The sequence below is a fragment of the Paenibacillus borealis genome, from assembly GCF_000758665.1.
GTDB lineage: Bacteria > Bacillota > Bacilli > Paenibacillales > Paenibacillaceae > Paenibacillus_AQ > Paenibacillus_AQ borealis.
Genome location: NZ_CP009285.1, coordinates 69,534 through 85,013, shown reverse-complemented (window position 1 = coordinate 85,013; position 15,480 = coordinate 69,534). Strand labels below are relative to the sequence as shown.

The 15,480-nt window shown below is 52.0% G+C and carries 11 protein-coding genes and 3 rRNA genes; all 14 read right to left on the bottom strand.

The features are described from left to right. Nucleotides 1-147: 147 nt before the first annotated feature. The 14 genes from rrf to cysK all read right to left on the bottom strand — a co-directional run bounded on the left by rrf (nucleotide 148) and on the right by cysK (nucleotide 15,356). Nucleotides 148-264: ribosomal RNA gene (gene rrf / locus PBOR_RS00390) — 5S ribosomal RNA — on the bottom strand. Between the two features lie 170 nt (nucleotides 265-434). After that, nucleotides 435-3,363 (bottom strand): 23S ribosomal RNA (locus PBOR_RS00385). Between the two features lie 332 nt (nucleotides 3,364-3,695). Continuing rightward, a 16S ribosomal RNA gene (locus PBOR_RS00380) occupies nucleotides 3,696-5,251 on the bottom strand. Together the 16S, 23S and 5S rRNA genes form the textbook arrangement of a ribosomal RNA operon. 368 nt (nucleotides 5,252-5,619) lie before the next feature. Beyond that, a complete protein-coding gene (gene lysS, locus PBOR_RS00375; RefSeq protein WP_042209960.1) occupies nucleotides 5,620-7,134 on the bottom strand; it encodes a lysine--tRNA ligase in 1,515 nt (504 codons plus the stop codon). Nucleotides 7,135-7,328: 194 nt separating this feature from the next. Next, nucleotides 7,329-7,808 carry a transcription elongation factor GreA gene (gene greA / locus PBOR_RS00370; RefSeq protein WP_039309541.1) on the bottom strand — a complete coding sequence of 160 codons (480 nt, stop codon included), beginning with the start codon at nucleotides 7,806-7,808 and terminating at the stop codon, nucleotides 7,329-7,331. A 288-nt stretch (nucleotides 7,809-8,096) separates the two neighbouring features. Beyond that, a complete protein-coding gene (gene dusB / locus PBOR_RS00365; protein WP_042209958.1) occupies nucleotides 8,097-9,113 on the bottom strand; it encodes a tRNA dihydrouridine synthase DusB in 1,017 nt (338 codons plus the stop codon). 39 nt (nucleotides 9,114-9,152) lie between these two features. Next, on the bottom strand, nucleotides 9,153-9,362 hold the full coding sequence (locus PBOR_RS35965) for a helix-turn-helix domain-containing protein (protein WP_039309539.1): 210 nt from the start codon (nucleotides 9,360-9,362) through the stop codon (nucleotides 9,153-9,155). Beyond that, nucleotides 9,314-9,865, bottom strand: a complete 552-nt coding sequence (gene folK, locus PBOR_RS00355; RefSeq protein ID WP_042209956.1) for a 2-amino-4-hydroxy-6-hydroxymethyldihydropteridine diphosphokinase — start codon at nucleotides 9,863-9,865, stop codon at nucleotides 9,314-9,316. Before folK ends, PBOR_RS35965 begins: the two co-directional genes overlap by 49 nt. 9 nt (nucleotides 9,866-9,874) lie before the next feature. Continuing rightward, nucleotides 9,875-10,237 carry a dihydroneopterin aldolase gene (gene folB / locus PBOR_RS00350; protein ID WP_042209955.1) on the bottom strand — a complete coding sequence of 121 codons (363 nt, stop codon included), beginning with the start codon at nucleotides 10,235-10,237 and terminating at the stop codon, nucleotides 9,875-9,877. Nucleotides 10,238-10,268: 31 nt separating this feature from the next. Continuing rightward, nucleotides 10,269-11,126, bottom strand: a complete 858-nt coding sequence (gene folP, locus PBOR_RS00345; protein ID WP_042209954.1) for a dihydropteroate synthase — start codon at nucleotides 11,124-11,126, stop codon at nucleotides 10,269-10,271. Next, nucleotides 11,107-12,003: an aminotransferase class IV gene (locus tag PBOR_RS00340; protein ID WP_042209953.1), complete on the bottom strand. Its 897-nt coding sequence runs from the start codon at nucleotides 12,001-12,003 to the stop codon at nucleotides 11,107-11,109. Before PBOR_RS00340 ends, folP begins: the two co-directional genes overlap by 20 nt. Continuing rightward, entirely contained in the window at nucleotides 12,000-12,581 is a 582-nt protein-coding gene (gene pabA, locus PBOR_RS00335) for an aminodeoxychorismate/anthranilate synthase component II (protein ID WP_039309532.1), read from the bottom strand. Before pabA ends, PBOR_RS00340 begins: the two co-directional genes overlap by 4 nt. After that, the gene (locus PBOR_RS00330; protein WP_425415511.1) at nucleotides 12,581-14,203 is read right to left on the bottom strand and encodes an anthranilate synthase component I family protein; all 1,623 of its coding nucleotides are present in this window, start codon (nucleotides 14,201-14,203) and stop codon (nucleotides 12,581-12,583) included. Before PBOR_RS00330 ends, pabA begins: the two co-directional genes overlap by 1 nt. A 214-nt stretch (nucleotides 14,204-14,417) precedes the next feature. After that, complete coding sequence (gene cysK / locus PBOR_RS00325) at nucleotides 14,418-15,356, bottom strand: cysteine synthase A (RefSeq protein ID WP_042209950.1); 939 nt, start codon at nucleotides 15,354-15,356, stop codon at nucleotides 14,418-14,420. Nucleotides 15,357-15,480: the final 124 nt, after the last annotated feature.

Sequence of the window (15,480 nt, the reverse complement as noted above, 5' to 3'; positions counted from 1 at the left end):
GGGTAAGCGAATTCTTGGACTAAAGTCCGTGTACAGTGGACAAATTATAACGATACCCATCATTTAACACCCACGGCACCAATGCAATGTCCATGTATAAAAATATACAAAAAAACCATTGTCGATTGCTCAACAATGGCTTCATGTGCTTGGCGGCGTCCTACTCTCCCAGGACCCTTCGGTCCAAGTACCATCGGCGCTGGAGGGCTTAACGGTCGTGTTCGGGATGGGTACGCGTGGAACCCCTCCGCTATCGCCACCAAACGGATTTTTTCCGGTCGCTTTTCTCCCTGAATTTCCTCAGGAAAATAATCAACCTTCCAAAATATACGCTGCGAGAAAAGATCAGTCCCCAGAAAGGACATGCAGCTTAAGGTGTACCAGGCTTAATCGCCTGAAAACTGAATCCGAAACGAATCTGCGCTCTAAGAAATTTGGATAAGCCCTCGACCGATTAGTATTGGTCAGCTCCATGCATTGCTGCACTTCCACCTCCAACCTATCTACCTCGTCGTCTTCAAGGGGTCTTACTAATTGGGAAATCTCATCTTGAGGGGGGCTTCACGCTTAGATGCTTTCAGCGCTTATCCCGTCCGTACGTAGCTACTCAGCCATGCTCCTGGCGGAACAACTGATGCACCAGCGGTACGTCCATCCCGGTCCTCTCGTACTAAGGACAGCTCCTCTCAAATTTCCTGCGCCCACGACAGATAGGGACCGAACTGTCTCACGACGTTCTGAACCCAGCTCGCGTACCGCTTTAATGGGCGAACAGCCCAACCCTTGGGACCTACTTCAGCCCCAGGATGCGATGAGCCGACATCGAGGTGCCAAACCTCCCCGTCGATGTGGACTCTTGGGGGAGATAAGCCTGTTATCCCCAGGGTAGCTTTTATCCGTTGAGCGATGGCCCTTCCATGCGGTACCACCGGATCACTAAGTCCGACTTTCGTCCCTGCTCGACTTGTAGGTCTCGCAGTCAAGCTCCCTTATGCCTTTGCACTCTGCGAATGATTTCCAACCATTCTGAGGGAACCTTTGAACGCCTCCGTTACTCTTTAGGAGGCGACCGCCCCAGTCAAACTGCCCGCCTGACACGGTCCCCGTACCCGCTTAGGGTACTAGGTTAGAACCTAGATACGATCAGGGTGGTATCCCAACGGCGCCTCCAGCGAAGCTTGCGCTCCGCTCTCACCGGCTCCCACCTATCCTGTACAGATCGTACCCAAATTCAATATCAAGCTGCAGTAAAGCTCCATGGGGTCTTTCCGTCTTGTCGCGGGTAACCTGCATCTTCACAGGTATTAAAATTTCACCGGATCTCTCGTTGAGACAGCGCCCAAGTCGTTACGCCATTCGTGCGGGTCAGAATTTACCTGACAAGGAATTTCGCTACCTTAGGACCGTTATAGTTACGGCCGCCGTTTACTGGGGCTTCGGTTCACAGCTTCGGGTTTAACCCCTAACCACTCCCCTTAACCTTCCAGCACCGGGCAGGCGTCAGCCCGTATACTTCGCCTTGCGGCTTCGCACAGACCTGTGTTTTTGCTAAACAGTCGCTTGGGCCTTTTCACTGCGGCCCCCTCGGGCTATTCACCCTACCGAGGCACCTCTTCTCCCGAAGTTACGAGGTCATTTTGCCGAGTTCCTTAACGAGAGTTCTTCCGCGCGCCTTAGAATTCTCTTCTCGCCTACCTGTGTCGGTTTGCGGTACGGGCACCTTCTCCTGGCTAGAGGCTTTTCTTGGCAGTGTGAGATCATGACCTTCGCTACTACAATTTTCGCTCCCCATCACAGCCCAGCCTTAACGGTGTGCGGATTTGCCTACACACCAGCCTCACTGCTTAGACGGACATCCATCAGTCCGCGTCACTACCCTCCTGCGTCACCCCATCGCTCATAGCGGATTACGGTGGTACAGTAATTTCAAACTGTTGTCCTTCGACTACGCCTTTCGGCCTCGCCTTAGGTCCCGACTTACCCTGAGCGGACGAGCCTTCCTCAGGAAACCTTGGGCTTTCGGCGGATCAGATTCTCACTGATCTTTTCGTTACTCATACCGGCATTCTCACTTGTATGCTGTCCAGCGCTCCTTACGGTACACCTTCAACCTACATACAACGCTCCCCTACCCCAGATGCAAAGCATCTAGCCATAGCTTCGGTGGTGTGTTTAGCCCCGTTACATTTTCGGCGCAGAGTCACTCGACCAGTGAGCTATTACGCACTCTTTCAATGGTGGCTGCTTCTAAGCCAACATCCTGGTTGTCTGTGCAACTCCACATCCTTTCCCACTTAACACACACTTGGGGACCTTAGCTGATGGTCTGGGCTGTTTCCCTTTTGACAATGGATCTTAGCACTCACTGTCTGACTCCCGGCAAGAAGTTAATGGCATTCGGAGTTTGACTGAGCTTGGTAACCCTTGCGGGCCCCGCACCCAATCAGTGCTCTACCTCCACCACTCCATTCACCGAGGCTAGCCCTAAAGCTATTTCGGGGAGAACCAGCTATCTCCGAGTTCGATTGGAATTTCTCCGCTACCCCCACCTCATCCCCGCATTTTTCAACATGCGTGGGTTCGGGCCTCCAGTGCGTGTTACCGCACCTTCACCCTGGACAGGGGTAGATCACACGGTTTCGGGTCTACGTCCACATACTCAGTCGCCCTATTCAGACTCGCTTTCGCTGCGGCTCCGGCTTCTCACCTTAACCTTGCATGTTAAACGTAACTCGCCGGTTCATTCTACAAAAGGCACGCCATCACCCAGTAATAGGGCTCTGACTTTTTGTAAGCACACGGTTTCAGGTTCTATTTCACTCCCCTTCCGGGGTGCTTTTCACCTTTCCCTCACGGTACTGTTTCACTATCGGTCGCCAGGTAGTATTTAGCCTTAGCAGATGGTCCTGCTGGATTCATACGGGGTTTCACGTGCCCCGCACTACTCGGGATCCGTCTCGGAGAGAACACAGTTTAGGCTACAGGGCTTTTACCTCTATCGCGGGCCTTTCCAGACCTCTTCGCCTACCATATTCCTTTGTAACTCCATGTGAGACGTCCCACAACCCCAAGAGGCAAGCCCCTTGGTTTAGGCTGTTCCGCGTTCGCTCGCCGCTACTGACGGAATCACTATTGTTTTCTCTTCCTCAGGGTACTTAGATGTTTCAGTTCCCCTGGTCTGCCTCTACATTTCCTATGTATTCAGAAATGAGTAACTGCGAATTACCACAGCTGGGTTTCCCCATTCGGACACCCCCGGATCAAAGCTTGCTTACAGCTCCCCGAGGCAGTTTCGTTGTTCGCCACGTCCTTCGTCGGCTCCTGGCGCCTAGGCATCCTCCGTGTGCTCTTATTAGCTTAACCGTCACTCCGGTGTTTCGCTTGTTTGCTCATCTTGTTTTGAATGCTGCTCATGGATTGCTCCATTCACCAACACATTCAAAGCCAAAGGTCGCTGCACAATCGAAAACCTTCGTTCTGCACTAATAACTATTTCAACTTGTTTACACAAGTTTCAGCTAAAAGATGTTCTAAAACGCAAATTCGTTTCGGTATCCAGTTTTCAAGGATCAAGTTAAAGATGAGAGCTTAAACTCTCAAAACTGACCAACGAGTGAGTAACAGGCCTAAACCTGAGTTTTGGAAGTAATACTTCCGATTTGAATGTCACCGTTGCAGGTGACGATTCTCCATAGAAAGGAGGTGATCCAGCCGCACCTTCCGATACGGCTACCTTGTTACGACTTCACCCCAATCATCTACCCCACCTTCGGCGGCTGGCTCCCTTGCGGGTTACCCCACCGACTTCGGGTGTTGTAAACTCTCGTGGTGTGACGGGCGGTGTGTACAAGACCCGGGAACGTATTCACCGCGGCATGCTGATCCGCGATTACTAGCAATTCCGACTTCATGCAGGCGAGTTGCAGCCTGCAATCCGAACTGAGACCGGCTTTGCTGGGATTGGCTCCACCTCGCGGTTTCGCTTCCCGTTGTACCGGCCATTGTAGTACGTGTGTAGCCCAGGTCATAAGGGGCATGATGATTTGACGTCATCCCCACCTTCCTCCGGTTTGTCACCGGCAGTCACTCTAGAGTGCCCAGCTTAACCTGCTGGCAACTAAAGTCAAGGGTTGCGCTCGTTGCGGGACTTAACCCAACATCTCACGACACGAGCTGACGACAACCATGCACCACCTGTCTCCTCTGTCCCGAAGGCCGCCGCTATCTCTAGCGGATTCAGAGGGATGTCAAGACCTGGTAAGGTTCTTCGCGTTGCTTCGAATTAAACCACATACTCCACTGCTTGTGCGGGTCCCCGTCAATTCCTTTGAGTTTCAGTCTTGCGACCGTACTCCCCAGGCGGAGTGCTTACTGTGTTAACTTCGGCACCAAGGGTATCGAAACCCCTAACACCTAGCACTCATCGTTTACGGCGTGGACTACCAGGGTATCTAATCCTGTTTGCTCCCCACGCTTTCGCGCCTCAGCGTCAGTTACAGCCCAGAAAGTCGCCTTCGCCACTGGTGTTCCTCCACATATCTACGCATTTCACCGCTACACGTGGAATTCCACTTTCCTCTTCTGTACTCAAGTCACCCAGTTTCCAGTGCGACCTCAGGTTGAGCCCAAGGTTTAAACACCAGACTTAAATGACCGCCTGCGCGCGCTTTACGCCCAATAATTCCGGACAACGCTTGCCCCCTACGTATTACCGCGGCTGCTGGCACGTAGTTAGCCGGGGCTTTCTTCTCAGGTACCGTCACTCCGGTAGCAGTTACTCTACCGGACATTCTTCCCTGGCAACAGAGCTTTACGATCCGAAAACCTTCATCACTCACGCGGCGTTGCTCCGTCAGGCTTTCGCCCATTGCGGAAGATTCCCTACTGCTGCCTCCCGTAGGAGTCTGGGCCGTGTCTCAGTCCCAGTGTGGCCGTTCACCCTCTCAGGTCGGCTACGCATCGTCGCCTTGGTGGGCCGTTACCCCACCAACTAGCTAATGCGCCGCAGGCCCATCCCCAAGTGGCAGATTGCTCCGCCTTTCATTCTCTCTTCAGGAGAGGAAAGAAATTATCCGGTATTAGCTACCGTTTCCGGTAGTTATCCCAGTCTTGAGGGCAGGTTGCCTACGTGTTACTCACCCGTCCGCCGCTAAGTTAATCAGGAGCAAGCTCCATCATAACTCCGCTCGACTTGCATGTATTAGGCACGCCGCCAGCGTTCGTCCTGAGCCAGGATCAAACTCTCCAAATTGTATTTAGAAAGAGCGATTGCTCATTTTGAAACATCTGACGAGAATTGTTATATTCTCTACTTTGGATCTCGCCGAGGCGATCTCCGATACTCACTCGTTGTTCAGTTTTCAAAGATCAAGCTCGTTGTCAGCGCCGCTCACCGCGTCACCAGCAACTCTTATAATATATCACATCCAACCGATCAATGCAAGCTCTTTTTTCAACTTCTTTTTCGAGCGACGCGTTGATGTTTCGCGGCCAGAAATAGAATATATCATGTATAGATTCTGATTGCAAGCATTATTTTCAATTTACCGCTAGCCATTGTTCCAAGGAAACCGCCTGTGCAGCTCCCTTGGATATTATGGTCACGGATCAGATAATTATTCAGTCTTTGTTGCGCATATGAGGGAACAGCAATACATCACGGATAGAAGCGGCATTCGTAAGCAGCATGATGAGACGGTCTACGCCGATTCCCAGTCCGCCTGTAGGCGGCATACCGTATTCCAGCGCACGGATGAAATCATCATCCATCTCATGAGCTTCGTCATTCCCCTGCTCTTTCTCGTGAATCTGTGCCTCGAAGCGCTGACGCTGGTCAATCGGATCGTTCAGCTCACTGAACGCATTCGCATGCTCGCGGGCAACAATAAACAGCTCGAAGCGGTCGGTGAAGCGCGGATCCTGATCATTCTTTTTGGCAAGCGGTGAAATTTCTACAGGATGTCCCATGACGAACGTCGGCTGAATCAGCGTTTCCTCTACAAACTGCTCGAAGAATGCGTTAAGAATATGTCCGTAGGTCATATGCTTCTCAACAGGTACACGGTGCTCTTTAGCCAAAGCCTGTGCTTCTTCATTCGTCATATGAACCCCGAAGTCTACTCCGGTTACTTCTTTGACAGCATCCACCATAGTCACGCGGCGCCAGCCTGGAGACAGGTCTACCTCTTGGCCCTGGTAGTTAATCACCTGATTGCCGAGAACCTCCTGGGCGATGTGGGCGATCATGTTCTCTGTCAGCTGCATGATATCCTTGTAGTCCGCATACGCTTCGTACAGCTCAATCATCGTGAATTCCGGATTGTGGCGTGTCGAGATACCTTCGTTGCGGTACACGCGGCCGATTTCATACACTTTTTCCAAACCGCCTACGATCAGACGTTTCAGGTGAAGTTCGATTGCGATACGCATATATAGCTGCATGTCCAGCGTGTTGTGGTGTGTAATAAACGGACGGGCGGCGGCTCCCCCGGCAATCGTATGCAGTGTAGGAGTCTCAACCTCGAGATAGCCCAGCGAGTCCAGGTAACGGCGCATCGACTGGATAATCCGTGAACGCGCAATAAATGTCTGCTGTACCTCCGGATTGATAATCAGGTCAACATAACGCTGGCGGTAGCGGAGTTCTACATCCTTCAGGCCATGATATTTCTCGGGAAGCGGAAGCAGGGATTTGGACAGAACCTCAAGGTTATGCACTTTAATAGAGGTTTCGCCGGTCTTGGTCTTGAACAGGGTTCCGCGGATTCCGATGATATCCCCCAAATCCAGAATAGTGAAAGCTGCATACTGGGACTCAGAAATACTGTCCTGGCGGACATAAATCTGAATTTTCCCGCTGAGATCCTGGATGTGCGAGAAGCTTGCTTTACCCATTACCCGCTTAGCCATAATACGTCCGGCCACACTAACCTCAAGCGCAAGTTCGTCCAATTCATCATGGGTTAGTCCGTCATACTTGGCCAGAAGGTCGCCTGCCGCTGCTGTACGCTCATACTTCTTGCCGAACGGATCGATTCCCAGCGCACGGAGCTCGTCCAGCTTACCCCGCCGGATCTGTAATAATTCACTAAGCTCATTCTCTGTGGTTTCCACGTTGTTGATTTCTTCAGTCATTTTGTTCATCCTCTCTTACTCACTGTATACAAAAGAAGAAACGGCTCCGCCCTCATACATGAGGACAGTCCGTTCCAGTACAAAATATAAGCTGTATGTGTTCACCCATATTTTTCGGTTGTTATACGTTGCGCGAAGCCTATAAATTCTTTTCTTTTGAAAAAAGCTCCCCTAAGGAAGCTTTCGGATCCATCTTACTTCATTTTGATATCAAGAATTTTATATTGAATGACGCCTGCAGGGACACTTACATCCACAATGGTACCAATCTTCTTACCGATGATGGCTCTGCCTACCGGGCTTTCATTGGAGATTTTATTATTTAGCGGATCGGATTCAGCGGTACCGACTATCGTGTATTCCATAACGTCGCCGTACTCCATATCCTCAACGTTAACCGTTACTCCAATGCTTACCACGTCTGTCACGATCTCATCGCTATTAATGATACGCGCATTGCGGAGCATCTTCTCCAAAGTCAGAACACGTCCTTCAATAAAGGCCTGTTCGTTCTTCGCGTCTTCATATTCCGAGTTCTCACTGATATCTCCGTAGCCAATTGCTACTTTGATTCGTTCGGCTACCTCGCGGCGTTTTACGGATTTGAGGGTCTCCAGTTCTTCTTCCAGACGCTTAAGTCCGTCCGGTGTAAGGATGACTTCTTTATCGCTCATCTCAACCGATTCTCCTGTCGTATACATTTATTGAAAATACCATACTATATGCGAATCCGGAGGGATCAGAACCCTCCTTCTCCATGCTCCTGCTGTAACGTCGATTTTATACTGTGAAATTATATTGGAACCGCTACAAAATGTCAATGACACAAGGGGAAACACCGTATGTTTGGGCATTCTCTCCGTTGAAGTGTCTGAAATACTGTATTATTCGACATATATTTTAATATTCTAAAAGAAAGGAATGGATGCGCATAGGCGTCCATTCCTTTCTTAAATATAGCATTAAACCACTGAAAGCGGGGACTCAAGGTCTTTCTGCTCTTCTTCATCCTTAAGCTGAACGACAAAATCACTCAAAATCCGCACCATCTCGTCACGTTTCGTTTCTTCCATAATAACATCCTTCACCCGGGCAGCGGACTTAAGGCCCTTCAAATACCAGGCCAAGTGCTTGCGCATTTCGCGGACTGCTACCGCTTCACCCTTGAGGGCGATCAGACGATCCATGTGGAGAATGGCTACCTTGATCTTCTCTTCGGCATCCGGTTCAGGCATCAGCTCGCCGGTACTCAGGTATTGAATGGTCCGGTACAGCATCCAGGGATTGCCCAGTGCCCCCCGCCCGATCATTACGCCGTCGCAGCCGGTCTGATCCAGCATGGCCCGCGCATCTTCAGGCGTATTCACATCGCCGTTGCCGATGACCGGAATGGATACGGCCTCTTTGGCCATACGGATATACTTCCAGTCAGCATGCCCTGTGTACTGTTGTTCACGGGTACGGCCGTGTACACTAACTGCCTTGCCACCGGCACGCTCTACAGCGCGCGCATTCTCTTCAACAAAGATATGCTCACTGTCCCAGCCGATCCGCATCTTCACTGTCACTGGTTTATCCACGGCATCTACAACAGCAGATACCATTTCATAAATCTTGTCCGGATTCAGCAGCCAGCGGGCTCCGGCATCACATTTGGTCACCTTCGGCACCGGACAGCCCATATTAATATCTATAATATCGGCATTCGTTTCTTTATCCACAATTCTGGCTGCATCCACCAGCGACTCACGGTCTCCGCCAAAAATCTGCAGACTCAGCGGTTTCTCGCGCTCATCCACAAACAGCATCTCACGGGTACGCGAATTACCATGCACAATAGCCTTGCCGCTGACCATTTCGGCACAGACCAGGCCGGTCCCGAATTCCTTGGCAATCAGACGGAAGGCAGGGTTACACACGCCGGCCATAGGCGCCAATACCACCTGGTTCTTCATCTCAATATCGCCAATCTTCAACATACCGAATCACTTCCTTATTTGTATATCAGCTTGAGGAGCTCATGTAGCCGGGTTGGCCAATTCATCGACCGTAACCCCAAGAACATCCGCAATTTTATTTAAAATTTGATCTTCCAAGCGTCTGTTACCCCGCTCAACCGCCCCAAGCACGGCCAAGGATATTCCGACAGAATCCGCCAACTCCTGCTGAGTGTAGCCCTTCAGCTTTCGGAACGCTCTAACCCGCCGTCCCATACGTTTGTTGTCCACAAGCGAATTCCTTCCTTTCCGTCTATGTCTTGCAGCGCTGTTGTAATTAAGCCTCGGAATCCGGAAGACTCTTCGTTCTGTGAAACGATATCACTCAGCGGTAAGAGCACAAACGCCCGCTCCAGCATCCGGGGATGCGGCAGTGTTAAGTCCGGCGTGTCCAGGCTCAGTCCCTCTACCCAAAGCAAATCCAAATCCACGGTTCTCGGTCCATAGCGGATATCACGGACACGGCCTAATCGGGTCTCGGTCTCCAGCATGACATGAAGCAGAGCCTCCGGCGCAAGCGTGGTACGCAGAGCAGCCGCCATATTCAGAAACTGGGGCTGATCCAGATAACCAACCGGCTCGGTCTCGTATACCGCTGAGGTGCGCAGAACTTCAATCTCTTCATGCTGGTCCAACTGGTTCAAAGCTTCTCTCAGCGTTCCTTCACGGTCGCCCAAATTAGCCCCTAAAGCAATATAAGCCTCTGATGCCTCAGAGGTGGAGTGTATATTCATGACTCTGTCTCACTTTCTCGTCCGGCGCAGTTCTACGGTTACTCCCTGAAAATGAATATCGAATGGCGGATGCGGCTTCGTTACCTTGACGGTTACTGCATTGATAACAGTATAAGTGTCCAGTACCGCGGATGCAATATGTTCTGCCAAAGCTTCAATCAGCTTAAAGGACTTTGTTTCGACAATTTTTTTGACCAGGAAATGTACTTCGGCATAATTCACGGTCTGCTCCAGATCATCACTGAGACCCGCTCCCTGCAAATCAAGCTCCAGCTCGAGATCAATATAATAGCGCTGGCCCAGCTTGCGTTCCTCTTCAAACACCCCGTGATATCCGTAGTATTCCATGCGGTGCAGCGTCATTTTATCCATTATGGGTACCTGCCTTCTTCTGAGAAATAGTCTAGTCACGCACCACAGGTGAGGCGGCGTACAACATAGCATCGCACATATCTACTGTACGTTTAATTATTGAGACATCATGCACCCGCACAATCTGGCAGCCCTGGGCAATACCAAAAGCGACTGTAGCAGCGGTTCCTTCGACAACATCCTCTGCCGGCAGATCGAGTGCGGTACGGATAAACTTCTTGCGTGAAGTAGCCAGCAGCAGCGGATACCCAAGCTCCGTCAGTGCGTCCAAGCCCATCATAGCCTGAAGATTCTCCGTGTAATCCTTGGCGAAGCCGATTCCCGGGTCGAGAATAATGTTCTGCGGCCTTACTCCGGCTGCCAGCGCAAGATTAATGCTCGCGGTCAAATCATCCGTCATATCGCTGATCAAATCCTGATAATTGCGGTAATGGCGGTTATGCATCAGAATAATCGGACAATCCGCCTGTGCAGCAACTGCCGCCATCTGCGGATCTTCCTTGGCGCCCCAGACATCGTTGATGATATGAGCACCGGCCTGTATTGCGCGGCGCGCTACCTCAGCTTTATAAGTATCAATAGATAGCGGCAGATTAGGGGCAACACGGTGAATGCTCTCGATAACAGGCAGCACGCGGGCCAATTCCTCCTCGGCTCCCACCGGCTGATGACCCGGACGTGTCGACTCTCCGCCTATATCAATAATATCGGCACCCTCTGCCGCCATTTGCAGTGCATGCTCGACCGCTCTATCCCGATCTACCCACAATCCTCCATCGGAAAAAGAATCCGGCGTAATATTCAGGATACCCATGATCAGGGTCCGCCCGCCTAAAATCAGCTCACCGCTTCCGCAGCGGTAGCTCCGCTTATATATTACCGGCTTCATTCCAGCCTCCCGCCCTTTCTCTGTATAGCTTCATGATCGCATCTGTCCGTTCGCCGCAGCGTCCACTGCCTACAGCTATTCTCCGGTCCCCGTTCCAAAGCGTCGTTACCGGCACGATCTCCTGCACCGAATTGGTGAGGAAGACTTCGTCAGCAGCCTCAAGCTGCTCCCAGCGGTAGAAGCCTTGCTCAGGAAGAAGGCTTGCTGCTGCTGCCAGCTCCATCACCATTTCCCGGGTAATTCCCGGAAGAATGCCTGTGGCAATATCGGGGGTATAGAGCCGGGTACCTGAGACGAAAAAGATGTTGCTCACAATTCCTTCAGCGAGGTCGCCCGCTGCCGTCAGCATTAGGCCCTCTGCTCCTCTTGAAGCAGCCGGGTAACCGGATAGTTCGCGCTTGGCCAGGATGTTGTTCATATAATGCAGCGACTTCAGCCGCACATTGCCCTCCGGGGTATTCCGCCGGTGGTGCAGCAGCTGCAGTTCTTTGCCTTCGCTGTACAGACTCTCCGGCACTGCCGGCAGCGCTTTGATATACAGCAGCTGATTAGGCTGCTTGTAATCTCCCGCCGGCAGCCCGAGGATATCCTCACCGGCCGTAACCGTATAGCGGATATAGGCATCGCTAAGTTCATTCCTGTCCATTACAAGCCGAATCCATTCCTGCAGCTCCTGCACATCCGGCGCAAACGGAATCCCCAGCTGCCGGCAGCCCTCTGCCATCCGGTCAAGATGCTTTTGCAGCAGAAAGGGCTGCCCCCCGTAAGTGCGGAAGGTCTCAAACAGACCCATTCCGTACAAAAAACCGTGATCCAGAGCGGAGACCACGGCGTCTTTGGCGTCGACTGCTTTGTTGTTAAGTCCTATATATTTCATGCCGGTTCTCCGGCTCTCCGTTTCAGGAAATTGCGGAGCATCGTGTGTCCATGATCGGTAATAATCGATTCGGGATGGAACTGCACACCTTCTATCGGGTATTCCTTATGGCGCAAAGCCATGATTTCTCCTTCGGCTGTCTCCGCAGTAATCTCCAGGCAATCCGGCAGACTCTCCCGTTCAACGATCAAGGAATGATATCGTGTTGCCGTAAACGGAGATTCCAGTCCTTCGAAGACCGAGGTGCCATTATGGTGGATCGGCGAGGTTTTGCCGTGCATCAGGCGTTCTGCCCGGATGACATTACCGCCGAAGGCTTGTCCGATGGCCTGATGGCCGAGGCATACGCCAAAGATCGGGATGACTCCTTTGAAATGCTGCAGCAGCTCGAGGCTGATGCCTGCCTCATTCGGTGTACAAGGTCCCGGAGAGATCAAAATATGGTCCGGTGCCAGGGCTTCAATCTCCTGAATGCTGATCTCATCGTTACGGGATACCTTAACGTCCTCCCCCAGCTCACCCAGATATTGCACCAGGTTATACGTAAAGGAATCATAATTATCGATGACCAAGATCATTAAAAGCTTCCTCCTTCGGCGCCGGAGGTAGTCTGCAATTCCTGCTCGCGTTCGCTGCAGAGAATCGCCTTCACTACCGCTTTGGCTTTATTGTGGCATTCCCGGTACTCACGGTAAGGATCCGAATCGATCACAATGCCCGCTCCTGTCTGAATGTAGCCGATTCCGTCCTTCACGGCCAACGTGCGTATAATTATATTTAATTCCATATTGCCGTTATAGTCAATCCAGCCCATGGATCCAGTATATGGACCCCGGCGGACCGGCTCCAGCTCTTCGATAATCTCCATCGTGCGCACCTTGGGCGCGCCGGTGATCGTGCCGCCGGGGAATAAGGCGGCAATGACATCGAACGCATCCTTGCCGGGTGCGGCGATGCCCTCCACCTGCGAGACGAGATGCATCACATGCGAGTATCGCTCGACGGTCAGCAGCTCAGGCACGCTGACCGTCCCGTACGCAGCGACACGGCCGATGTCGTTGCGTTCGAGATCGACAAGCATAATATGCTCGGCGATCTCCTTCTCGCTCCCGCGCAGCTCCGCCTCCATGGCGGCGTCCTCCGCGGGAGTGTGGCCCCGGCGCCGGGTACCGGCTATGGGGCGGGCGCTGACCTTGTCCCCGTGCAGCTTCACCAGCAGCTCCGGCGAAGCGCTGGAGAGGGCGAAGCCGGGCGTGCGGAGCAGCCCCATGTACGGGGACGGGTTGAGTCTGCGCAGCCACTCGTAGACATCCTCCGGCGAGGACTGCAGCTGCGCCTGCTGGCGCAGCGACAGGTTCACCTGGAAGACATCGCCGGCGCGGATGTATTCCTGAACATTCAGCACGGCCTGCTGGAATTGCTCCGGCGAGAAATCCGAGTGCATGCCGGGCCATTCTCCGGTGACATTAACCTCAGCCTCAATCAGACCGGCAATGTCAGCATATTTAGCAGCATCAGCTTCTTCAGAGCCGGCTGGTGCCAGTATAAGATTCCACTGCTCCAGCATTCTCTCTGCACGGCTCACAGCAGCAAGATACATTGTGTGCAGCTCAGTCAGGTTAGTGGATAACGCTGCCGTGACTGGCACATGGACTGCACAATAGACTATCTCCTCGCGATGATCATAGATCCATAGCTCTTCCAGCCTCATGAACAGATAATCAGGGAAATCAGGATCGTTCTTGGCACAGGACGGCAGCTTCTCCAGAGAGCGGACTACATCATAGCCTAAGAATCCGACACAGCCCCCCGTGAAGGGTGGCTGCCCGTCAAGCAGTACACGGGGCGAGGTATAGTCCTTCATCCACTCCTGCAGCACTTCCAGCGGCTGTCCTTGAATTAACCCGGCAGCTTCAGGCTCAGCTTGGGGTTGTCCCACACACGCATCAGGCAGACTGTAGAGCTCCGCGCTGTCTCCGCTACCCTTGATAACCGAAACAGGATGCAAGCCCAAATACGTATAACGCCCGCCCTTACCGCTCTCCAGAACAACGGAATACGGCGAAGCCAGCTCCCAGGCCTTCTGCCAGCTGCCGGGCAGGCCCCCTTTGTGCTGTCGTGACTGAAGGACCAGGGGAAGGACGCTCCAGGCTTCGTCCGACCATTGTTCCCACTGCTGCCAAGCCGTTAAGATCTCCACATCCATCCCCCTAAATTTTTGTGAAGCATAGCCTCATCGATATTATTTCGTACAAAACTCGCTTCGAAAGCATAAGCTGGCTTCTACGATAGTTTATTGCCTGTCAGTATACTGTACATCCGGTTACTTTGAAAAGCCCGTTATTCAAAAAAGAGCCTGCGGTATCCCTATGGAAGCGGATCGCAGGCTCTTCTGAATTACTGGTTCTCAGCAATTATACTTCAAAGTTATACAGCGGTGTGCTCAGGTAACGCTCGCCGTTACTTGGGATAATAACAACGATCTTCTTGCCTGCGCCCAGCTCCTTAGCTACTTTGAGGGCAGCGAATACAGCAGCACCGGAAGAAATACCGGACAACACGCCTTCCTCTTTGGCTACGCGGCGGGCCGTTTCGAAAGCTTCGTCATTCTCTACATGAATAATTTCGTCGTAGATATCCTGGTTCAAGATGTCAGGGACGAAGTTTGCGCCGATTCCCTGGATTTTGTGAGGACCCGGTTTGCCTCCGGCCAGAATTGGGGAAGCTGCCGGCTCTACGGCATAGATCTTCACATCAGGATACTGACTCTTCAGCACTTCACCCGCACCACTGATCGTTCCGCCTGTACCCACACCTGCGATGAACGCATCAAGAGGTCCGCCAATGGATTCAATTGCTTCCACGATTTCCGGTCCAGTGGTTTCGCGGTGAATCTTCACGTTAGCTTTGTTCTTGAACTGCTCCGCAAGGAAGTAATCCGGATTCTCACTCAGGATCTGCTCAGCTTTCTTAACAGCCCCGTTCATCCCTTCCGATCCTGGAGTCAATACCAGCTCAGCGCCATAAGCACGCAGCAGGTTGCGGCGCTCAAGGCTCATCGTTTCAGGCATAACAATGATCGCCTTGTAGCCTTTGGCAGCAGCAACAAGCGCCAGGCCAATCCCGGTATTACCGCTAGTGGCTTCTACAATGGTGCCTCCAGGTTTCAGGGAACCGTCTTTCTCAGCTTCTTCCACAATGCTGATAGCGATGCGGTCTTTGACGCTCGAACCCGGATTTTGATATTCCAGCTTCAAATAAATTTCTGCAGAGCCTTCCGGAACAATCCGATTCAGACGAACGAGCGGTGTGCCACCGATCAAATCTGTTACACTGTTGACGACTTTAGCCATGAGCAAAAACCTCCTTGGAATGATAGATGAATTGGGGTGCGGAACTTATGACAGTTATGATCAGCATATGTTGTGCCGCTTATTATTTCCGACTAAATCAGTAGGTTTTACATTTAATTTCATA